Here is a 21,402-nt window from a genome sequence, read left to right on the forward strand (position 1 = left end):
CGTGCGACGTGGCCACTCACCCTAAGGGGCGTTTCCGCACGGCGGACGGTGGGGCGGCCTACAGTCGAACGGTGCTTCTCGGGATGCTGTGCGCGCTGGGTTCGGCGGTGTGTTTCGGCACCGCGTCCGTCCTGCAGGCCGTCGCCGCCCGGGCGTCCGCGCCGGGCAGCGGCTCGGGCGTGGACCCCGTCCTCCTGCTGCGGGTGCTGCGGCAGTGGCGCTATCTGGTGGGGCTCGCCCTGGACGCCGCGGGCTTCCTGCTGGAGCTCGTCGCGCTCCGCTCCCTGCCGATCTACGCCGTGGGCGCCGCGCTGGCCGCGAGCCTCGCGGTGACGGCCGTCGTGGCGTCGCGGGTGCTGCGGGTGAGGCTCAGCGGCATCGAGTGGGGCGCGGTGGCCGTGGTGTGCGGGGGCCTGGCGATGCTGGGGCTGGCCTCGGGCGCGGAGGGCAGCGGTACGGGCTCCATGGCCCTGCGTCTCGGCACGCTGGCCGTGGCAGCCGGCGTCCTGGCCCTCGGCGGCGCGGCCGGGCGGCTGCCGGGCCGGGCCCGGGCGGCCGCGCTCGGCCTGGGCGCGGGCCTCGGCTTCGGCGTGGTGGAGGTCGCCGTCCGGCTGATCGACGACCTCTCCTTCGGCGCGCTGATCCGCAACCCGGCGGCGTACGCGCTGCTGCTCGGCGGCGGCACGGCGTTCCTGCTGCTGACGTCGGCCCTGCAGCGCGGCTCGGTGACGGCCGCCACGGCCGGCATGGTCATCGGCGAGACGCTCGGCCCGGCCCTGGTCGGCATCGTCTGGCTGGGCGACCGCACCCGCCCGGGCCTGCTCCCTCTCGCCGCCACGGGCTTCGCTTTCGCGGTCGTCGGCGCGCTGGCCCTGGCCCGCTTCGGGGAGGGCGGCGAGGGCGCTACGGTCGAGGCATGAGGCTGGGATCCGCCGAGGCTCGAGCGCGCTTCACGGCGGCGCCGGTCGCCCGCCTGGCCACGGCCGGCCCGACGGGCCTGCCGCACCTCGTGCCGGTCACGTTCGCCGCGGCCGGGGACACCGTTTATTTCGCCGTCGACCACAAACCGAAGCGCACGCGCGAGCTGCGCCGTCTGCGCAACATCGAACAGAACCCCCGCGTCGCCCTCCTCGCCGACCACTACGCCGACGACTGGACCACCCTGTGGTGGGCCCGCGCGGACGGCCGCGCGGCCATCCGGACGGACCCGGCACGGTGCCGCGCCCCGCTCGCCCTGCTGGCGGAGAAGTACCCGCCGTACCGGGACCGGCCGCCGGAAGGGCCGGTCGTGGCGGTCGAGGTGACGGAGTGGAGCGGGTGGGCCTTCACCGATCCGGCGGACTAAAGGTGCTCGGACTCAAGGTGCTCGAACTCCCCGAGTCAATGGGGTGCGGAGAGCCGTTGACCACGACGAAGGCCCCGCCCTCCCCGGAGGGAGGACGGGGCCCACGCCGTGTGAACCGGACCGGAGGTCAGAAGCGGCGCGTGATCAGCGCCCGCTTCACCTCCTGGATCGCCTTGGTGACCTCGATGCCACGCGGGCAGGCGTCCGTGCAGTTGAACGTCGTGCGGCAGCGCCACACGCCGTCCTTGTCGTTGAGGATCTCCAGCCGCTGCTCACCGGCCTCGTCGCGCGAGTCGAAGATGAAGCGGTGGGCGTTGACGATCGCCGCCGGGCCGAAGTACTGGCCGTCGTTCCAGAACACCGGGCACGAGGAGGTGCACGCGGCGCACAGGATGCACTTGGTGGTGTCGTCGAAGCGCTCGCGGTCCTCGGCGGTCTGCAGGCGCTCGCGCGTCGGCTCGTTGCCCTTGGTGATCAGGAAGGGCATGACGTCGCGGTAGGCCTGGAAGAACGGCTCCATGTCGACCACGAGGTCCTTCAGGACCGTGAGGCCCTTGATGGGCTCGACCGTGATCGGCTTGGCGGGGTTGATGTCCTTGATCAGGGTCTTGCACGCGAGGCGGTTCTTGCCGTTGATCCGCATGGCGTCGGAGCCGCAGATGCCGTGCGCGCAGGAGCGGCGGAACGTCAGCGTGCCGTCGAGTTCCCACTTGATCTTGTGGAGACCGTCGAGGACGCGCTCCTTCGGGTCGATCTCGACCTCGAAGTCCTGCCACATGGCCTCGTCCGAGACCTCCGGGTTGAACCGGCGGATACGGAAGGTGACCGTGATGTAGGGCGAGGCCGCGGATTCGGCCTCGACCTTGTCGAGAGTCGCGGTGCTCATCAGTACTTACGCTCCATCGGCTGGTAGCGGGTCTGGACGACCGGCTTGTAGTCGAGGCGGATCGAGTCCTTGCCGTCCGCGTCGACCTCGCGGTACGCCATGGTGTGGCGCATGAAGTTGACGTCGTCGCGGTTGGGGAAGTCCTCGCGGTAGTGACCGCCGCGGGACTCCTTGCGCGCCAGCGCGGACACGGCCATCACCTCGGCCAGGTCGAGCAGGTTGCCCAGCTCGATGGCCTCCAGCAGGTCGGTGTTGAAGCGCTTGCCCTTGTCCTGGACGGACACGTTCTTGTAGCGCTCGCGCAGCTCGGCGATCTTCTCGACGGCCGTCTTGATGGTCTGCTCGGTGCGGAAGACCATGACGTTGGCGTCCATGGTCTCCTGCAGCTCCTTGCGGAGCTCGGCGACCCGCTCCTTGCCGGTGGAGTTGCGCAGCCGCTCGACCTGGTCGGCGACGAGCTGCGCCGGGTTCTCCGGCAGCTCGACGTAGTCGGCCTTCGCGGAGTACTCCGCGGCGGCGATGCCCGCGCGCTTGCCGAAGACGTTGATGTCGAGCAGCGAGTTGGTGCCGAGGCGGTTGGCGCCGTGCACGGACACGCAGGCGACCTCGCCGGCGGCGTAGAGGCCGGGGACGACGGTGTCGTTGTCGGCCAGCACCTCGCCCTCGACGTTGGTCGGGATGCCGCCCATGGCGTAGTGCGCGGTGGGCTGGATCGGGATCGGGTCCGTGTAGGGCTCGATGCCGAGGTACGTGCGCGCGAACTCGGTGATGTCCGGCAGCTTGGCGTCCAGCTGCTCCGGCGGCAGGTGGGTGAGGTCGAGGTAGACGTGGTCGCCCTCGGGACCGCAGCCGCGGCCCTCGCGGATCTCCGTGTAGATGGAGCGCGAGACGACGTCACGGGACGCGAGGTCCTTCATGACCGGCGCGTACTTCTCCATGAAGCGCTCGCCGTCCTTGTTGCGGAGGATGCCGCCCTCACCGCGGGCGCCCTCCGTCAGCAGGATGCCCATGCGCCAGATGCCCGTCGGGTGGAACTGGAAGAACTCCATGTCCTCCAGCGGCAGGCCGCGGCGGTAGCAGGCCGCCTGGCCGTCACCCGTGAGGGTGTGCGCGTTGGAGGTCACCTTGAAGAACTTGCCGGTGCCGCCGGAGGCGTAGATGACGGCCTTCGCCTGGAAGATGTGGATCTCGCCGGTGGCCAGCTCGTACGCGACGACGCCGGCGGACTTCTTGACGCCGTCGACCTCGGTGATCAGCTGGTCCAGGACGTAGAACTCGTTGAAGAACTCCACGCCCTCCTTGACGCAGTTCTGGTACAGCGTCTGGAGGATCATGTGGCCGGTGCGGTCCGCGGCGTAGCAGGACCGGCGGACCGGGGCCTCGCCGTGGTTGCGGCTGTGACCGCCGAAGCGGCGCTGGTCGATGGTGCCGTCCGGGGTGCGGTTGAACGGCAGGCCCATCTTCTCGAGGTCGAGGACCGCGTCGATGGCCTCCTTCGCCAGGATCTCGGCGGCGTCCTGGTCGACCAGGTAGTCACCACCCTTGACCGTGTCGAAGGTGTGCCACTCCCAGTTGTCCTCCTCGACGTTCGCGAGGGCGGCGGCCATGCCGCCCTGGGCGGCGCCGGTGTGGGAGCGGGTGGGGTAGAGCTTCGTCAGGACCGCGGTGCGGCTGCGCTTCGTCGACTCGATGGCGGCGCGCATGCCCGCGCCGCCGGCGCCGACGATGACGGTGTCGTACTTGTGGATCTTCATGGTGTCGTCAGCCCCGGGCTCTAGCGGATGTTCGGGTCGAAGGTGAAGATCACCAGCGTGCCCAGCAGGACGGTGAACACCGTGGCCGCGTACAGCAGGTTCTTCAGCCAGAAGCGGGTCGTCGCGCGCTCCGCGTAGTCGTTGATGACCGTGCGGAGGCCGTTGGCGCCGTGGAGCATCGCGAGCCAGAGCATGACCAGGTCCCAGGCCTGCCAGAACGGCGAGGCCCAGCGGCCGGCCACGAAGGCGAAGCCGATCTTGCTGACGCCGCCGTCGAGGACGAGCTGGATCAGCAGGTGGCCGAGGACCAGGACGACCAGGACGATGCCGGACAGCCGCATGAACAGCCAGCCGTACAGCTCGAAGTTGGTGCGGGTCGTCTTCGGGGTCTTCTTGGTGCGCTTGCGGGGCGCCTCGATGACCGGGGCGGGGTTGTCGACGTCGTAGAGGGAGACGTCGGCCGCGGCGGCGGTGGCGGGGGTGGTTTCAGACATTTCGCGACTCAGCTCCCGAACAGCGTGCGCAGCGTGTGCTGGAGCACGGGGTAGAAGGCGCCGCCCATCAGCACGACCCAGATACCGACGACCCACCACAGCATCTGCTTCTGGTGCCGCGGTCCCTTGGACCAGAAGTCCACCGCGATGATGCGGAGGCCGTTGAGCGCGTGGAAGAGGATGGCGGCGACGAGGCCGTACTCCATCACATTCACGACGGGCGTCTTGTACGTCGCGACGACGTCGTCGTACGCCTCGGGGGAGACGCGGACGAGCGCGGTGTCCAGGACGTGCACGAACAGGAAGAAGAAAATGAGGACGCCGGTGACTCGATGAGCCACCCAGGACCACATGCCTTCCCGGCCGCGGTACAGCGTTCCAGCCGGCACGGAAAACCCTCCGGGAGCGGGGATCAGGGCCTGCCGGCTTCTCTGTCGGTCGGGCCCGGCCGGGTACGGTCCACCGGCCCTGGCCATCGTAGCGACGCCTTGTCGGTTCGGCGTCCCGGGGTCCGCAGGTGTGATCAAACAGGCATGTACGCGCCGGTCAAGGGCCGGAAGGGATGCTTCCGGGGGACCGAGTGTCCCCCGCTTGACCTGCGATGTTCGGCTGAATGGGTGTTATGTCCCACCAGGTCGGACCTGTTATGTCCGCAAGGGCCGGGCGGTGCGCGGCCGCACGGGCGGGGTGTCCGGCGCGAGCCGGGCGAGCCGGCCGCGGGCGAGCCGGGAGAGCTCGGCGGCGGTGACGGCGGCCTCCTCCGCCGGGGCGGCGGCCAGGCGGGTGCGCAGGGAAGCCAGGGAGCGGTCCAGGGCCTCGTCCGGACGGCAGCCGTCCAGACACAGCACGAAAACGTGGCCGAATCTGTGCTCGTAGGCGGTGTGAGCCCGGCGTAACGCGCGGCGGGCCGCCTCGGTCGCGGGGGAGGGCGGGGCGCCCGGGGAGCCACGGGGGGCCGTGCGGCCGGAGCTCGTGAACAGGTGCTGGGGGACCGTCTCGTCGGCGAGCGCCTCGGCCAGGTCGGCGGGGGTGAGCTCGCGGGCGGCGTGCTCCGCCGTGCTCAGCAGGGTGCGCAGGTCGGGGTAGGGCCGCAGGTCGGCGAGGCGGCGGGCCCAGCGGCGGCTCCCGCAGCAGGCGAGGAGCGCGGCTTCGGCGGCGCCCGGTGCGGCGGAGTTGAGCCGGTCGAGGCCGTGGCGTTCGAGGCCGTGACGTTCGCCGTGACGTTCGAAGTGGGACAGCGCGGGCCCCCGATCTCCGTCGAGTCAAACTGGGCCGCCACCGTAGCGACGCTTATCGGACAGCGGCCGAGCGGTGCAGGAATTTCATTCGGACGGGGGCGGTTTGCGGCGCGCAGTGGACATGGGCAGTCCTTTTGCGGACAAAAGCCATTAGTTTTGGGGCAAGTAGACCGAAAGGTCTCATAAGAGGAGGCTTGCTCCATGGGACTGCGCCTCAGGACGACAAGGGCGTCGGCCGTCCGCGGAACCGTCTGCGCCGGCGTCCTCCTCGTCACCATGACGCTCATGGGCTGCCCGCGCGAGGGCGGCACCAACCGGCCCGGCCAGGACGACTCGCGCTCCCCGCGGGCCTCCTCCGCCTCGCCCTCGGTGTCCAGCTCGCCCGCCCGGCAGTCCTCCGCGCAGGCCCCCGTCCCCGCCGGCATCCCCCGCGCCATTCCCGCCGTCCGCTCCGCCGAGTCCGCCCCCGGCCCCGGCTGGCGGCCCGCCGACGGCGCCCGAGTGATCGCCTCCGGCCCGCTCGCCGACGAGGGCCGCCGGCTCGCCGGCGAGCTGCACCTGCAGTACGCGGCCGCCGGCCCCGCCCGCTCCGGCGACGTCGAGCTCGCCCAGCGCCCCGGCAGCTCCGGCACCGGCCCGCTCGCGGCCGAGGGCTACGAGCTGACCGCCCGCGACGGCAGGGTGCTGGTCGCCTCGGCCGGCGAGCCCGGCGTGTTCTACGGCACGCGCACCCTCCTGCAGGCCGTGCGCTCCGGCGGCGGACTCCCCGAAGGCGTCGTCCGCGACGCCCCGGACCGCGCCCAGCGCGGCCTCCACCTCGACATCGCCCGCAAGCACTTCACCGCCCGCTGGATCGAGGACCGCCTGCGCGAGCTGTCCGCCCTCAAGCTCAACCAGCTCGCCCTGCACTTCTCCGACGACCAGGGATTCCGCATCGAGAGCGACTCCCACCCCGAGATCGTCTCCAAGCACCACCTCACCAAGGCCGAGGTCCGCCGCATCGTGGCCCTCGCCGAGTCCCTGCACGTCACCGTCGTCCCCGAGCTCGACTCGCCCGGCCACCTCGGCGCCGTCATCGCCGCCCACCCCACGCTGCAGCTGCGCGACGCCGCCGGCACCGCCGCCCGCGGCGCGATCGACATCGCCAACGCCGACTCCGCCCGCATCGTCGACGACCTGCTGCGCGAGTACGCCCCCCTCTTCCCCGGGCCGTACTTCCACCTCGGCGCCGACGAATACCGCGCCCTGATGGCCAAGAACCCCGAGGCCTCCTACCCGCGCCTGGCCGCCCGCGCCAAGGAGAAGTACGGGCCGCGCGCCCGCGTCCAGGACCTGGCCACCGGCTGGCTCAACGACCGTGCCGCCGTCGTGCGCACCCTCGGCAAGAAGGCCAAGGCGTGGAACGACGGCTTCTTCCCCGGCGGCGTCGTCACCGCGAACAAGGACATCGAGGTCGAGTACTGGACGGGCAAGGAGATCGGCGCCCGCGCCCCGCAGGACTACCTCAACGAGGGGCGCAAGCTCGTCAACCTCAACGACGAATATCTCTATTACGTCCTCGGCGAGCCCAACCAGTTCAGATACCCCACCGGACAGCGCATCTACGAACAGTGGTCGCCGGCCGTGCTGCGCGGCACGGCACCGGTGCCCGCGCCCGCCGGGCCGGACCGGGTGATGGGCGGCCGGCTCGCCGTCTGGTGCGACCGGGCCGGCGCGCAGACGCCGCAGCAGGTCGCGTCCGGCATCCGGCTGCCGCTCGCGGCGACGGCCCAGCGGCTGTGGGACGCGCGGCGGCCGGCGCTGCCGTGGCGGGACTTCGCGACGCTGGACGCGCGGGTGCGGTAGCGGTAGCGGGTGCGTACGGGTCCCGGCGGCGCGTGATCCCGCCGGACCCTCGCCGCGGGGGCGGATCGCCGTGGCGGGGGATCCAAGGTGCGGGTCGTCGCCCGGGGACGGGCCTCCGCCGCGGCGGGCACGTCGAGGATGCCCGGCATCCTCGAATCCGCCGCAGCGGCGATCAGCCCCCGCGGCGGCGACCGGCGGTGCCGAGCCCGCCCGGGCTCGTACGGCGCGTGCGAAGGCCCACCCGGAGGGCCTAACCTCCGGGTGGAAGGCACGCGCATCTGAACGAGGGCCCGATGAAGATCGAATTCCTGCTGCACAACGCGTACGGCATCGGCGGCACCATCCGCTCGACCGTCAACCTCGCCGCCGCCCTCGCGGACCGGCACGAGGTGCGGATCATCAGCGTCAACCGGCCCGTGGACGAGCCCGAGCTGGTCATCGACCCGCGCGTGCGCCTCACGCCCCTGGTCGACCTGCGCGAGGGCACCGACGGCGACGAGTACGAGGCGCCGCTCAACCAGGAGCCCAGCGCGATCTTCCGGGACGAGCGCATCGACAACGGCCGCATGGCCGCGACGGCCCTCACCGACCAGCGCGTGCGCGACCACCTCGCCGCCACTGACGCCGACGTCGTCATCGCCACCCGCCCCAAGCTGATCGGCTACCTCTCCACGTACGGCTCCGATCGCTACCTGCGCCTGGGCCAGGAGCACCTCACGCACGAGGCCCACGTCCCCGAGCTGCACGCGGTGATGGACCCGGCGATCTCCGCCCTCGACGCCTTCGCCACCGTCTCCGAGGCCGACGCCGGGCACTACCGGGAGGCCCTCCCCGACGCCCGCGCGCGCATCCTCTCCATCCCCAACGCCGTCCCCGCCCCCGCCGCGGAGCCCTCCGACGGCACCTCCCACCTGATCGTCTCCGCGGGCCGGCTCGTCGCCGTCAAGCGCTACGACCGGCTCATCGCCGCCTTCGCGAAGGTCGCCGCGCAGCGCCCCGAGTGGCACCTGCGCATCTACGGCCGCGGCCCCGCGAAGGCCAAGCTGCGCAAGCAGATCGAGGAGTTCGGCCTGTACGAGCGGATCACGCTCATGGGCGCCCGCTCGCCCATCGAGACCGAGTGGTCCAAGGGCGCCGTCGCCGCCGTCGCCTCCGACGCCGAGTCCTTCGGCATGACGATCGTCGAGGCCATGCACGCGGGCCTGCCGGTCGTCGCGACCGACTGCCCGTACGGCCCGCGCGAGATCCTCGCCGACGGCACGGACGGCGTGCTCGTGCCCCTCGACGACTCCGATGCCGTCGACGCCTACGCCGACGCCCTGCTGAAGGTCACCGGGGACGCCGCCCTGCGCGCCCGCCTCGGCGCCGCCGCCCGCGAGACCGCCGGCCGCTACGAGCCCTCCCGCATCGCCGCCCGCTACGAGGAGCTGTTCGAGGAGCTGCGCCCGGGCTCCACGACCGTCGCGGAGAAGAAGAAGGGCCTGTTCGGCGGCCTGTTCGGCGGCGGCCGCAAGAAGCAGGCGGCCGTGGCCGTCCCCGCGCCCGGCCAGATCGCCCACCCGGAGGCCCGCTGCGCCGTCGCCGCCGACGGCTCCCTCGTCGTCCGGCTGCGCGCCGACCAGCTCACCGCCGCTGACACGCACCTGCTCCTGCGCCACCGCGGCACCAAGGGCAAGGAGGCCGTGCGCGTGCCGCTCCCCGCCCGCCGCGAGCCCGGCACCTGGGTCGAGGCCCGCCTCGACCGCGCCGCGCACACCCTGGCCGACGGCCGCTGGGACACCTACGCCGAGCGCTCCGGCGACAAGTCGCGCCGCCGCCTGAGCGCCGCACTCGTCGAGCAGAAGGGCCTGCTCGGCCTGGACCTCGCGCAGACCGCGGCCGGCGTCGCCGCCGTCGTCCCGTACGAGACGAGCGACGGCTTCCTCGCCGTCCGCACCTGGCTGCGCCCCGAGCACGCCGAGGCCGGCGAGGTCGTCGTCGGCGACGACGGCATCCGCGTCGCCATCCGCGCGTACGGCACCGAACTCGGCGAGGGCGGCGAGCTGGTCGCGCGGCTGCGCCACGGCGACGGCTCGGCCGGCGACGTCCGCGCACCGCTGGCGGACGGCTCGGGGACCCTGCCCTACGAGCCGATGCAGCAGCGGCAGAAGCCGGACGAGGAGCAGGACCTGTGGGACCTGTGGGTGCGGCCGAAGGCGGGCGCGGCGCTCGTGCGCGTCGGCCGGCTCGCCGGCGACTTCGCCGACCGCAAGGGCGTCGACACCTTCCCGGGCGCCGTCCGCGGCGAGGTGCGGCTGCGCCCGTACTTCACGGTGACGAACGACCTGACGATCACGGTGAAGGACGTGGCGAAGGACGGGGCGCAGGAGGACGCGTCGTAACGGGGCGCGGGAGGACGCGTAGCGCTCGCGCGGGCCGGCCCGGCGGAGATCCGCCGGGCCGCGGCACGGTTCGGCCGGAGCGGCCGGCGATCCTGCCGCCGCCGCAACGGCGCGCGACCACGTCGGCGAGGGTCAGGCGGAACGCCCGGCCGGGGAACCGGCGCGCGTACGTCATGACCCACCGGGACGGTAGACGGCCGGGGCCGCCACCCCCCACAGGAGAGGCCCCGACCGCCGTCCGGTGTGGACCCTGGTGGGGCCCACACCTCCTACAGCGCCGCAGGCCATCAATTCGTCACACTGTCACACCGGCCGGTGCGCGGCCCCCGCGCCGGGGTGCCGGAGACGCTTTCTGGACGAAGCCGGGTCACTGCCCGTAACGTGCGGGTCCGCGCCGCTGCCGGTGCGCATCTCTCGCTTGTTGGTCCCAGTGGCCGGGGCAAACCGGACGAACCGGAAGCCGGTCACTCCCAGGGGGTTCTCACCTATGTATCCGTGCGGTAACTGCCGCGCCGCCGCCGTCGGCCCGGACGGCCGCTGTGCCGCCTGCGGTGCCTACCAGCAGGCCGCCGCCATGGCGCCCGGTCCCGCGCCCGCCTACCCGTACGCCCCCGCGATGCCGGCCGCCCCGATGCCCGTCGGCGGCGTCGACCTGCGCCGCGGCCTGCGGATCGGGCTGATGGTCGCGCTCGGCGTGAGCGTTGCGGTCACGCTGGCCGTCTTCTGGGCCGGCACGCAGACGCGCATGGCGCTGCAGGACATGCTGGACAACGGCGTGTCCGGCACCACGGAGGGGGACCTGCAGGACGCGCAGGCCGCGGCCACGGTGACCACGGTGCTGTCCTTCCTGTCCACGGCCGCGACGGCCACGCTGTGGGCCGTCTGGTTCCGGCGCGCCCGGATCAACGCCGAGTTCTTCGCGCCCGGCGGCCACCGGTTCGGCACCGGCTGGGCGGCGGGCGCGTGGTTCACGCCGGTCGTCAACCTCTGGTTCCCCAAGCAGATCGCCAACGACATCTATAAAGCCAGCGCCCTGCCCGGCGCCCGCGCCCCCAAGGGTCTGCTGAACTCCTGGTGGACGCTGTGGATCGCCGCCATGGTCTGCAAGATCGTCTCGTCCGCGCTGAGCGCCGGCGCCAGCGCGCGGATCGCCACCAAGGGCTACGACGGCTCGACCTGGCGCGAGGACGTCGAGGCGCTGCAGAACTCGGTGAACGTCGCGAGCTTCGGCACGCTGCTGATGGCCGTGGCCGGTGTCCTGGCCCTCCTCGTCGTCCGCCAGCTCGGCGGCCTGCAGGAGCAGCGCGCGATGGCGGGCCCGGCCGGCATGCCCGGCATGCCCGGCGCGCACGGCGGACCCGTGCCTGCCGGTGTGCCGTACGGCGCGCCCGGGTATGTCCCCGGGCAGCAGCCCGGCGGCCCCGCGGCCGGCTGGCCCCACCCGCCGCAGAATCCTTACGGCAGCGGGCCGGCGGGCTACTGAGCCACGGAATCTCCGAGTGGTGCAGGATGAGGGCGTGCAGGGGGACGACGCCGAGCTGACGGCCGCGGTGAACGCGGCCCAGGGTGGGGACGAGACGGCATTCCGTACGGTCTACCGCTCCGTGCAGCCCCGCCTGCTCGGATACGTACGGACACTCGTCGGCGAGGCCGACGCGGAGGACGTGGCTTCCGAGGCGTGGCTGCAGATAGCCCGCGACCTCGGCCGGTTCAGCGGCGACGCGGACCGCTTCCGGGGCTGGGCCGCGCGCATCGCGCGCAACCGCGCCCTGGACCACATACGCATGCGCGGCCGGCGCCCGGCCATCGGCGGCGACGAGAGCGAGCTCGCCGGACGCGCGGCCGACGCCGACACCGCCGGGGAGGCCCTGGAGGCCCTCGGCACCGGCAACACCCTCGCGCTGATAGCGCAGCTCCCGCAGGACCAGGCCGAGGCCGTCGTGCTGCGCGTCGTCGTCGGCCTCGACGCGAAGAGCGCGGCCGGGGTGCTCGGCAAACGCCCGGGCGCGGTGCGCACCGCCGCGCACCGCGGGCTGCGCCGGCTGGCCGAAATGGTCACGGCGGGAACCAACGGGGTCGATGCGGCGACCGGGACCGTGGGGGCGAACGGATCGGTGCCGGCGGGGAAGCGGGTCACCGAAGCCGTCCCCCAGCAGCGGCGGGCACACCCCGGGGACCACCCCGGAGCGAACGCTTCTGCCGGTGTGACGCAAATGCGTGCTCGGACGCAGAAGGACATGTGATGGCGGACGACCACCGGTACGACTGGCTGGAAGACTGGCTGGACGACGACGCCGTGGAGCGCTTGCTGAACGGCTCGCCCGCCGCCGGTCCGGTGCGGGACAGCGCAGCTGCCGACGAAGACATGACGGCCGAACCGGCCGACGACGCCCCTGCGAACGGGGCTGTGCGCGACGGCTCCGCCGCGGGCACCGGTGCCACCGCTGGCGGCTCGGCGGCCGGCGCCGGCTCCGCCGTGCGCGACGGCGCTGCGCCGGACAGTACGGACCGGACGGCGGGTGCTGCCTCGGGCGCGCCGGGCGGCCGCGCCGGCAGCCCCGCGCCGGACGGCGCCCCCGTCCCGGCCGAGGCCGAGCGGCTGGTCGCCGCTCTTCGCGAACTCGTGCCGCCGCCGGCCGTGGACGGCGTGCCGCTGTCCGGGGAGGAGGCCGCGCTGGCCGCCTTCCGGGAGGCGAGGGCCGCCACGGCGACCTCCGCCACGGCCGCCACGGCCACGGCCGCCACGGCGACCTCCGTCGCGGCCGCCGCCGCTCCCGTCGCGCCCGAGCCCGCGCCCGAGCCCGAACCCTCCGTGCGGCTCGGCGTCCTCGCCGCCCCGCGCCGTCGGCTCTTCTCCCGCTGGCAGCCCGTCAAGGCCGCGCTGGCCATGGCCCTCGCGGGCTGTGCGATCGGCGGGGTCGCGGTGGCCGCCGGCGCGGGCGTGCTGCCCGCGCCCTTCGGCCGGGCGGGCGGGGAGCCCGCGGCCGCGCCCAGCGTGTCCGCCTTCGGCGACGACCCCGCGGGGGGCGTCTCCCCGGACGGCCGCCGCGTGCCCGGCGCCTCGCCGTCCCGCGGCCGGGACGGCGGCCCGAGCGGCAGCGGCACCCCGGACGGGTCCGGCAGCTCCGCGCCCGGCGCGGGCAGGAGCCGTACGCCCGGCGAAAGGAACGAGCCCGCGGGCTCCCCGTCCGCCTCGCCGCGCCCCGGCAAGAGCGGCGGCAAGGACGACACCGGCCGCGGTGACAGCGCGAAGCCCGGCACGGCCTGGGCCGTCCGCATGTGCCGCGACTACCTGGACGCCCAGAAGAACCACGGCAACGCCGTCGACGAGGACGACGTCCGCACGCTGGAGCGCGCCGCCGGCATCGGCAGCGCCGTCGACCTGCGCGCCTTCTGCGAGCGCCTGGTCAAGGCGGACGACGCCGCCCGTTCCGGCGCGGCCACCGGAGCCGGCGGTCTCACCGGCGGCCGGACGGGCTCCGTCACCGGTGGCGACGCGGGTGACACCGGCATCCGCGACGGCGGTGTGAACGGAGTATTCCGCCTTGTGCCGCCCGTCCGGAGCAGTACGGGTTTCGGCGCTCCGGCCCCGGGTGTGACGTTTTCCGACCCCGCGGCGCTGTAGGAAGTGAAGCCGACTGGTCATCGGCTGCGCATGAGCCGGAGTTCCCCCCATACCGTCGGCTCAAGCGCATCGGCGCGGGCGGGGCTCTTCCCCCGGCTCTGCCCGCGCCCCCCTCTCTTCTCCGCGCCCCGCCGCTAGAGTCCGGTTGAGGAACGTACGCAAACGTCCGTAAGCGTCCGCAACCGAGGCCGCTCCGCAGCGGAGAGCGGGAGGCGTCGCACCATGACCCGGTCGACCGAATCAGGCCTGCCCATCGAGCCCGTCTACGGCCCCCGGGACCTCGCCGGCTGGGATCCCGCCGAGCGGCTCGGCGCGCCCGGCGCGTACCCCTACACGCGGGGTGTGTACCCGACGATGTACACGGGCCGGCCCTGGACGATGCGCCAGTACGCGGGCTTCGGCACCGCCGCGGAGTCCAACGCCCGCTACCGGCAGCTCATCGCGCACGGCACCACCGGCCTGTCCGTCGCCTTCGACCTGCCCACACAGATGGGCCACGACTCCGACGCGGACGTCGCGAGCGGCGAGGTCGGCAAGGTGGGCGTGGCCGTCGACTCCGTCGAGGACATGCGGGTGCTCTTCGGCGGCATCCCGCTGGGCGGGGTCTCCACGTCGATGACCATCAACGCCCCCGCCGCGCTCCTGCTGCTGATGTACCAGCTCGTGGGCGAGGAGCAGGGCGTCCCCGCGGACCGCCTCACCGGCACGATCCAGAACGACGTCCTCAAGGAGTACATCGCCCGCGGCACGTACATCTTCCCGCCGAAGCCGTCGCTGCGGCTGGTCGCCGACACCTTCGCGTACTGCGGCGCCGAGCTCCCCAAATGGAACATGATCTCGATCTCGGGCTATCACATGGCCGAGGCCGGCGCTTCGCCCGCGCAGGAGATCGCCTTCACCCTCGCCGACGGCATCGAGTACGTCCGCACGGCGGTCGCCGCCGGGATGGACGTCGACGCCTTCGCCCCGCGCCTGTCCTTCTTCTTCGTCTCGCGCACGACGCTGCTGGAAGAGGTCGCCAAGTTCCGGGCGGCCCGGCGGATCTGGGCGCGGGTGATGAAGGAGGAGTTCGGCGCCCGCGACCCCAAGTCGCAGATGCTGCGCTTCCACACCCAGACGGCCGGTGTCCAGCTCACCGCCCAGCAGCCGGAGGTGAACCTCGTGCGCGTCGCCGTCCAGGGCCTCGCGGCCGTCCTCGGCGGCACCCAGTCCCTGCACACCAACTCCTTCGACGAGGCCATCGCCCTGCCGACGGACAAGGCGGCCCGGCTGGCGCTGCGCACGCAGCAGGTCCTCGCGTACGAGACGGACGTGACGGCCACGGTCGACCCCTTCGCCGGCTCGTACGCGGTCGAAGCCCTCACCGACGCGGTGGAGGAGGCGGCCGTGGAGCTCATGGGCCGGGTCGAGGACCGCGGCGGGGCGGTCGCCGCCATCGAACAGGGCTTCCAGAAGGCCGAGATCGAGCGCAACGCGTACCGCATCGCCCAGGAGACCGACAGCGGTGAGCGCGTCGTCGTCGGCGTCAACCGCTTCCGGCTCGACGAGGAGGAGCCGTACGAACCGCTGCGCGTCGACCCCGCCATCGAGGCCCGGCAGCGCGAGCGGCTCGCGCGGCTGCGGGAGGAGCGGGACGGCCGGGCGGTGCGGACGGCGCTCGCGGCGCTCCGGAAGGCGGCGGCGGGCACGGACAACGTCCTCCCCCCGATGAAGGACGCGCTGCGGGCGCGGGCGACGGTCGGGGAGGTGTGCGACGCGCTGCGGGAGGTGTGGGGCACGCACGTCCCGGCGGACGTCTTCTGACCACTGTCTTCTGTAAGAGACACTGGAAGGTATGTCCGCTCCCCGCCGCGCCTGCCCCGTATGCACTCGCGAGATCGCCGTCGTCGGCGGCCGCTACGCCCGCCACGACCCGCCGGGCCGCCGCCCCTCCTTCTCGTACGAGCTGATCTCCTGCCCGGGCTCGCGCCGCTCGGCGCCGCTGCTGGCGACGGAACCGCGGCTGTTCGACCCGGAGGAGCCGCCGATGGACGGCCAGCAGCAGCTGTTCTGAACGGGGAACCGCGGAACAGGGGAGTTTTTCCCGCCGACTTCCGTCAGTGCCACCCCTGAGAATGACGGGGACGTACGAGAACGGAGCGGGGCGGGATGAAGGAAAAGAGAAGCCGGGGGTTCTCCCCCGGGCGAGGGCCGGTGGCCGGACTCCAGGCACTGCGGCGCTCCCTGGTGCTCAGCGGACTGTCGGTGGCGGAGAGCCTGGCGGGCCTCCTGTTCGGCCTCGCGGTCACGACGCTCGGCATCGGACTCGGGCCGGCACTGCTGCCGCGCGCCGCGTGCAACGTACGCCGGCTGGCCGACCGGCAGCGCGAGCTGGCCGGCCGGTGGTCCGGCGTCGACATCCCCGCCCCGTGCGACCCGCCGCCCGCGGCAGGCGCGGCCGACCGCGCACGGCTCCTCCTCAAGGACGCCCGCACGTGGCGGGAATGGCGCTGGGCGACCGTCGACCCCGTTGTGGGCGGAGCCCTCGCCTTCGCGCCGATCGCCCTCGTCCTCAGCGGCCTTTGGGGCGTCTTCCTGGGCTTCGAGGGGGAGCGGCTCGCGGGCGAGTGGGGCGGGGTCTGGTTCGGCTTCGTGCCCGTCGACGGCCCGGTCACGGCCGTGCTCGCCGGGGTGCTGGGCGTGTGCGAGCTGGGGCTCGCGCTCTGGGTCGCGCCGCGGACGGTACGCGCCCACGCACGGTGGACCCGCAGGATCCTCGCTCCGAGCGAGGCGGAGCGGATGGCCCGGATGACCCACCGCATCGAGCACCTCTCCTCGACGCGTTCACACGCCGTCGACGCCCGCATGGCCGAGATCCAGCGCATCGAGCGGGACCTGCACGACGGCGCCCAGGCCCGGCTCGTGGCCATGGGCATGACCCTGGACGCTGCCGAGCACCTGCTGGAGAAGAACCCCGAGGCCGTCCGGGGCCTGCTGGCCGAGGCCCGCAAGTCGTCGGCCAAGGCGCTGGAGGAGCTGCGCGACCTCGTCCGCGGCATCCACCCGCCGGTCCTCGCCGACCGCGGCCTGCCCGACGCCGTACGGGCCCTGGCCATGGTCAGCCCGCTGACCACCGAGGTGGTCTTCGAGGTGCCCGGCCGCCCCGAGCCGCCCGTCGAGTCCGCCCTGTACTTCGCGGTCTCCGAGGCCCTGACCAACGCCGCCAAGCACTCCGGCGCCGGGCGGGCGTGGATCGACGCCCGTTACGAGGACGCGGACGGCATGCTGCGGGTGACCGTCACCGACGACGGGCGCGGCGGCGCCGACGTGACGCGCGGCACCGGGCTGCGCGGCATCGAGCGGCGCCTCGCGACCTTCGACGGCGTGCTGGCCGTGAGCAGCCCCGCGGGCGGGCCGACGATCGTGACGATGGAGGTGCCGTGCGCGTTGTCCTCGCCGAGGACCATTTCCTGCTGAGGGACGGTCTGATCCGGCTGCTGGAGGCATTCGGGCACGAGGTCGCCGAGGCCGTCGACAGCGGCCCCGGCCTCCTCGCCGCCCTCACCGCACACCGCCCCGACCTGGCCGTCGTCGACGTCCGCCTCCCCCCGGGCTTCGCCGACGACGGCCTGCGCGCGGCACTCGCCGCCCGGCGGGCCGTGCCCGGCCTGCCGGTGCTGCTCCTCTCCCAGTACGTCGAGCCGCTCTACGCCCGTGAGCTCCTCGCCGACGGCGCGGGCGCGGTGGGCTACGTCCTGAAGGACCGGGTCTCCAACGGCACGGAGTTCATGACGACGCTGGAGTGCGTGGCGGGCGGCGGCACGGTCATGGACCCCGAGGTCGTCTCCAAGCTCCTCGGGAGCAAGGACCGCGACCGCGGCGTGGCCGCCCTCACGCCGCGCGAACGCGAGGTCCTGTCCTGCCTGGTGCAGGGCCGCTCCAACGCCGGCATCGCCGAGGCGCTGTTCGTCACGGAGAAGGCAGTGGCCAAGCACATCGGGAACATCTTCACGAAGCTGGAGCTGCACGCGTGCGACACGGACAACCGGCGGGTGCTGGCGGTCCTGGCCTACCTGGAACGCTGAGCCGGGCAGAGCGTGTCCCCGGCCGGCCGCTTGCCGGTGACGAGGAATTCGCTGACGGCACGGTCGCTGCACGCGTTGCCGGTGTCGAGCCACACGCCGTGGCCGCCGGCGTCCACGGTGACGAGGCGGGCACGGTCGCCGAGGGCCTCGCGCATCTTCAGGCCGCCGCGGTAGGGAGTCGCCGGGTCGCGCAGGTTCTGCACCATGAGGATGTTGGACGGGCCCCGGTCCGTGATGCGGGTGGTCTTCTCCGCGGGCGCCTCCTTCCAGAACGCGCACGGGGTGATCGACGCCGGCATGCCCCCGGTGAGCGGATGGCGGACGCGGTCCACGGCGACGTCCCGCTGGTACGAGGCGACGTCGCGCGGCCAGGCCACGTCGTTGCAGACGATGCCGGCGAACACGGCCGCGTCGCGCTGCGAGAGCGGCTCGGGGAAGGGGTCGGGCGCGGTCACCGGGCCGTCACCGCCGCCGCGGGCGGCCAGCATCAGACCGGCCACGGCCGGGTAGCCCTCCTTGCCGTACAGGCTCATCTGCAACACCTGCCGCAGCACGTTGCCGGTGAAGGCGTGGCCGGTGTCCTTGAACGTGCGGGACTTGCGGTCCAGCTCGGCGGCGAGGGCCAGGAACATCGGGCGGACGTCCTCGGCGCGCTCGGCGAGCCGGTCCTTTCCGCGGGCCGGGTCGGCGGCCCACCGGGCGAAGTCGGGGAAGGCGTCGTCGATGCCCCCCGACATGTTGTTCAGCCAGCCGTGCGCGACGCGGGCGGGGTCGGGATCGCCACTGCTGTCGAGCACCCAGCGGTCGGTGCGCTCGGGGAACATCTGCGCGTAGACGGCGCCGGGGTACGTCCCGTAGGACACGCCGACGGCGGACAGCTTCTTCTCGCCGAGGGCCTCGCGGAACCGGTCCATGTCCCGCGCCTGGTTGCGGGAGGTGAGACTGCGCAGGATGTCGCCGCCGTTACGGGCACAGGCCTCGGCGATGCGGCGGGCGCGGGCGACACCGTCGGAGATGTCGCCGTCCGGGCGCGGCCAGGCCCGGAAGTTGAGCATCTGCCGGTCGTCCTCGGAGACCCCGCAGTCGGCGGCGGTACTGCCGCCGGCGCCGCGCGGGTCGAGGCTGACGATGTCGTAAGCCCCCTTGGTCGCCTCGCGCACCTTCTCTCCCCGGCGAGCGAGCTCCTCGACCCCCGACCCGCCGGGCCCGCCCGCTATCAGCAGAAGCGACCCGCGCCGCGCCTGCGGCCGGTCGGAGCGGAGCCGGGAGACGGCGATGTCGACGGTGGGCCCGGAGGGCTTGCGGTAGTCGAGGGGGACGGGGAGGGTCGCGCACTCGGATCCGGGGGCGCTGCCGTCGGCGGTGCAGGGGTGCCACTTGAGGGCGGTGGTAGGGGAGTTGGAGGTGGTGGCTTGGGCGGGGATGCTCAGTGCACCGGCGCAGGCGGCGGCGGACAGGGTGACGATCACGGCTGTACGGGTACGGGATCTCATGCGGACAAGGCTGTCTGACGGTGCATCGGGTTGCCCATGAGGCCAACTCCCTTGCGGGTGGTGGGGATAGCCTCACCCGTAGGGGATCTCAGGGGCGTGGGGCGCTGGGTGCTATTTCCAGGGGATGTTGAGCCAAGGGCTGGCGGGGTCGGTGGTGAGGATGCGGTGCGCGTCGAGCATGTCGCCGTACCAGGACCCGAACTCCTCCTCATCGAAGTGGAGACAGCGCCCAAGGATGTACGCCGCGGAGAAGTCATCCCACGAACGGTAGGCGGACCGTGCGGCACGGCCGGCGCGGAGCACCGCCTGCTCGGCCTCCTCCAGGGTGCAGAAACGCGCTCCGAGCCCCCAGCGGGCCATGCCGGAGGCCCGCCCGTAGTCCCAGGCCTCCGTGGTCCGGATGAAGGAGCCCTCCGTCAGCAGTCCGTCCGCGCGGAAGCGGGCCTCGTAGCGGGCGATGCGCCCGATCATCCGCCGCACGCCCGCGACCTGGGACTCCGCCTCGGCCTCCGACACGCTCCGCCCCTGGGTGACCCCCTCGGCCGTGATCCGGGCCTCCCCGGCCGCCTCGATGCTGCGCCGCAGCACGCGCTCGGCGCCCTCGCGCCAGTGCTCAAGGGCGACCGGGCCGGCGAATTCCCGGGCGAGCGCGTGCCGGACGCCCAGGACGAACTGCCACACGTCACCGACCATGTCCGCGTTCAGCAGCCGTTCCTGGGCGCGGAACCAGTCTTCCCGGCTGGTGACGCCCCAGTACTCCTTGAGCCGGTACCGCTCGTGGTGATAGCCCGTGCCGTGATAGGCCATGGAATTCCACAACTCGCCGTTCTTCACGAACAGCAGCGCCGCGCAGGCCAGCCCGTGAGCGACCGGCCCGTGCAGGGGCCCGCCCACGTGGAGAGCGCGCAGCCGGCCGCAGTGCGCGTGAGAGTGGCCGCAGGCCCCGAGGGCACTGCGGGCGCGGTCGTGGTGCTGCTGCCAGACGGCCCGGTGCGCGGGCGTCGTCGGCAGCAACGCCTCACAAGGACTGCCGGGATTGACGGCCAGGAACGGCGGATCGGCGTCCTCCCAGGCGCGGGCGTACCAGCCCAGGGAATGCGCCACGAAGACCGGGTCGGGGACCGGCGCCGGCAGCATTCCCTCCGTGAACACCGCGAGGCACTGCGTCCTCGTCTGCGGATTCCAGTACGGGGCGAAGAACACGGAGTCGGGCGCCGCGTCGGCCCGCTGCCGCGAGACCGCCAGGAACAGATCGGTGCCGGCCAGCACGTCGAAGTAAGCGGGCCAGTCGCCGCGCATCTTCGCTTCGTAGAGGCGGTGCTCGACGTCACTCGGCGCGTTCCATGACGGAACCACGGCCGACGGCGGCGTGCCGACGGGCCCCTCCCCGGTGTTCACCATGCTCATGGTCGAAAACTCTATCGACTGTGTGATGCGGGGCTGAGGGTTGCCTCCACATGGCCATCGGAATACCCGGGCGTGCGGCCTCATCGCTGTCCTCCTCGTGACGCTCGATCGCCCTTAGGGCAGGGCGAGGGACGGGAGATGCGACATGCTGGGGGCCTTTCACGTGCTGCGGAGAAGCGGTGGTTTGCACCGAGCTCAGCGGAGCAGCGGGACGGTCCGTTAACGCTTCGCCCGAGACACCGTCTTCCAGTCGGGGTGCGCGAGGAAGAAATCCTGGACTTCCTCCTGGCCTTCGGAAGGGAGTAGAAGCCCCGCACAGCGATATCCAGCTGGTACGGCCCACCGAGCCCTGATTCCAGTATGCCCGGCCCTGCGTCTCTCGTTGGCAACGCGAAAACGAAGCACATCGGAAATCAGCTTGGGCAGCTCGACGCTAAGCGCTTCGGCGGGCAGCCATACGCCCAGGATTATCCGGCGAAGCGCGAAGCGACGATCTTGCTGCAGAATTTCCTGCTACAGTCGTACGACTAGGTGCGAAATTTCGCCGTCTCACCCTCGACGTGAATCATTATCGGCTCGATCTCTTCTCCAGCAGGAACTTCCGGCAGCAGTCGTAGCTCCATGGAGCGGACCTTTCTCATCGACACGGCGATCATTTCCGGGTCGCCTGACTTCATGGCGCAGGACTGCTCTTCGAAGAACTCACAGACCGACTCCCAGTGCTCGGCAGGGGAGAATCGGCAGATGAACCACGGCTGATCAACCTCGAGCAGGAGCAGCCTCCCCACGACGGTGCCGTCCTGCATCAATTTCCACGACTTGTTGCCCATTTAGCGTTTACCTCGTTCCGTGAAGCGAGACCCGGTGCCT

General features: G+C 72.7%; 19 protein-coding genes. 11 read left to right on the top strand and 8 right to left on the bottom strand.

The genetic code is table 11. The features are described 5' to 3' along the window. Positions 1-83 precede the first annotated feature (83 nt). Complete coding sequence (locus IF61_RS0122075) at positions 84-920, top strand: DMT family protein (RefSeq protein ID WP_030368226.1); 837 nt, start codon at positions 84-86, stop codon at positions 918-920. Next, positions 917-1,345: a TIGR03668 family PPOX class F420-dependent oxidoreductase gene (locus IF61_RS0122080; RefSeq protein ID WP_030368227.1), complete on the top strand. Its 429-nt coding sequence runs from the start codon at positions 917-919 to the stop codon at positions 1,343-1,345. The genes IF61_RS0122075 and IF61_RS0122080 overlap by 4 nt, the downstream gene beginning before the upstream one ends. 127 nt (positions 1,346-1,472) lie before the next feature. On the opposite strand, the gene IF61_RS0122085 is transcribed toward IF61_RS0122080, so the two are convergent. The 5 genes from IF61_RS0122085 to IF61_RS33480 all read right to left on the bottom strand — a co-directional run bounded on the left by IF61_RS0122085 (position 1,473) and on the right by IF61_RS33480 (position 5,717). Continuing rightward, positions 1,473-2,231 carry a succinate dehydrogenase iron-sulfur subunit gene (locus IF61_RS0122085; RefSeq protein ID WP_030368228.1) on the bottom strand — a complete coding sequence of 253 codons (759 nt, stop codon included), beginning with the start codon at positions 2,229-2,231 and terminating at the stop codon, positions 1,473-1,475. Beyond that, entirely contained in the window at positions 2,231-3,985 is a 1,755-nt protein-coding gene (sdhA, locus tag IF61_RS0122090) for a succinate dehydrogenase flavoprotein subunit (RefSeq protein WP_030368229.1), read from the bottom strand. Before sdhA ends, IF61_RS0122085 begins: the two co-directional genes overlap by 1 nt. A gap of 20 nt (positions 3,986-4,005) precedes the next feature. Next, a complete protein-coding gene (locus IF61_RS0122095; protein WP_030368230.1) occupies positions 4,006-4,479 on the bottom strand; it encodes a succinate dehydrogenase hydrophobic membrane anchor subunit in 474 nt (157 codons plus the stop codon). Positions 4,480-4,487: 8 nt separating this feature from the next. After that, positions 4,488-4,868, bottom strand: a complete 381-nt coding sequence (sdhC, locus tag IF61_RS0122100) for a succinate dehydrogenase, cytochrome b556 subunit (RefSeq protein ID WP_043190173.1) — start codon at positions 4,866-4,868, stop codon at positions 4,488-4,490. Positions 4,869-5,123: 255 nt separating this feature from the next. Beyond that, positions 5,124-5,717, bottom strand: a complete 594-nt coding sequence (locus IF61_RS33480) for a 2-oxo-4-hydroxy-4-carboxy-5-ureidoimidazoline decarboxylase (protein ID WP_052392918.1) — start codon at positions 5,715-5,717, stop codon at positions 5,124-5,126. A 201-nt stretch (positions 5,718-5,918) separates the two neighbouring features. On the opposite strand from IF61_RS33480, the gene IF61_RS0122110 reads away from it, so the two are divergent. The 9 genes from IF61_RS0122110 (at position 5,919) to IF61_RS0122150 (ending at position 17,632) form a co-directional block, all read left to right on the top strand. Next, entirely contained in the window at positions 5,919-7,562 is a 1,644-nt protein-coding gene (locus IF61_RS0122110; protein ID WP_030368233.1) for a beta-N-acetylhexosaminidase, read from the top strand. Positions 7,563-7,855: 293 nt separating this feature from the next. Next, positions 7,856-9,943 (top strand): glycosyltransferase, encoded by a 2,088-nt coding sequence (locus tag IF61_RS0122115; RefSeq protein WP_030368234.1) that lies wholly within the window; start codon positions 7,856-7,858, stop codon positions 9,941-9,943. 487 nt (positions 9,944-10,430) lie between these two features. Then, complete coding sequence (locus IF61_RS32545; RefSeq protein ID WP_052392919.1) at positions 10,431-11,426, top strand: DUF4328 domain-containing protein; 996 nt, start codon at positions 10,431-10,433, stop codon at positions 11,424-11,426. 34 nt (positions 11,427-11,460) lie between these two features. Then, complete coding sequence (locus IF61_RS0122125) at positions 11,461-12,186, top strand: RNA polymerase sigma factor (protein WP_030368236.1); 726 nt, start codon at positions 11,461-11,463, stop codon at positions 12,184-12,186. Further along, positions 12,186-13,568 (top strand): hypothetical protein, encoded by a 1,383-nt coding sequence (locus IF61_RS0122130; RefSeq protein WP_030368237.1) that lies wholly within the window; start codon positions 12,186-12,188, stop codon positions 13,566-13,568. Before IF61_RS0122125 ends, IF61_RS0122130 begins: the two co-directional genes overlap by 1 nt. Positions 13,569-13,790: 222 nt before the next feature. Continuing rightward, positions 13,791-15,371: an acyl-CoA mutase large subunit family protein gene (locus IF61_RS0122135; protein ID WP_030368238.1), complete on the top strand. Its 1,581-nt coding sequence runs from the start codon at positions 13,791-13,793 to the stop codon at positions 15,369-15,371. 31 nt (positions 15,372-15,402) lie between these two features. Next, entirely contained in the window at positions 15,403-15,621 is a 219-nt protein-coding gene (locus tag IF61_RS0122140) for a hypothetical protein (protein WP_030368239.1), read from the top strand. 95 nt (positions 15,622-15,716) lie between these two features. Further along, positions 15,717-17,024, top strand: coding sequence for a sensor histidine kinase (locus tag IF61_RS0122145; RefSeq protein WP_030368240.1), 1,308 nt, complete (start codon positions 15,717-15,719; stop codon positions 17,022-17,024). Continuing rightward, positions 16,988-17,632: a LuxR C-terminal-related transcriptional regulator gene (locus IF61_RS0122150; protein WP_030368241.1), complete on the top strand. Its 645-nt coding sequence runs from the start codon at positions 16,988-16,990 to the stop codon at positions 17,630-17,632. The genes IF61_RS0122145 and IF61_RS0122150 overlap by 37 nt, the downstream gene beginning before the upstream one ends. Here the strand turns inward: IF61_RS0122150 and IF61_RS0122155 are convergent. The 3 genes from IF61_RS0122155 to IF61_RS0122170 form a co-directional block, all read right to left on the bottom strand. Continuing rightward, positions 17,617-19,125 (bottom strand): alpha/beta hydrolase, encoded by a 1,509-nt coding sequence (locus IF61_RS0122155; RefSeq protein WP_052392920.1) that lies wholly within the window; start codon positions 19,123-19,125, stop codon positions 17,617-17,619. The genes IF61_RS0122150 and IF61_RS0122155 overlap by 16 nt on opposite strands. Before the next feature lie 111 nt (positions 19,126-19,236). After that, entirely contained in the window at positions 19,237-20,532 is a 1,296-nt protein-coding gene (locus tag IF61_RS0122160; RefSeq protein ID WP_030368243.1) for a DUF1266 domain-containing protein, read from the bottom strand. A gap of 527 nt (positions 20,533-21,059) precedes the next feature. Continuing rightward, entirely contained in the window at positions 21,060-21,362 is a 303-nt protein-coding gene (locus IF61_RS0122170; RefSeq protein ID WP_052392922.1) for a hypothetical protein, read from the bottom strand. Positions 21,363-21,402 lie beyond the last annotated feature (40 nt).

The organism is Streptomyces roseoverticillatus, from assembly GCF_000719265.1.
GTDB classification, from domain to species: domain Bacteria; phylum Actinomycetota; class Actinomycetes; order Streptomycetales; family Streptomycetaceae; genus Streptomyces; species Streptomyces roseoverticillatus.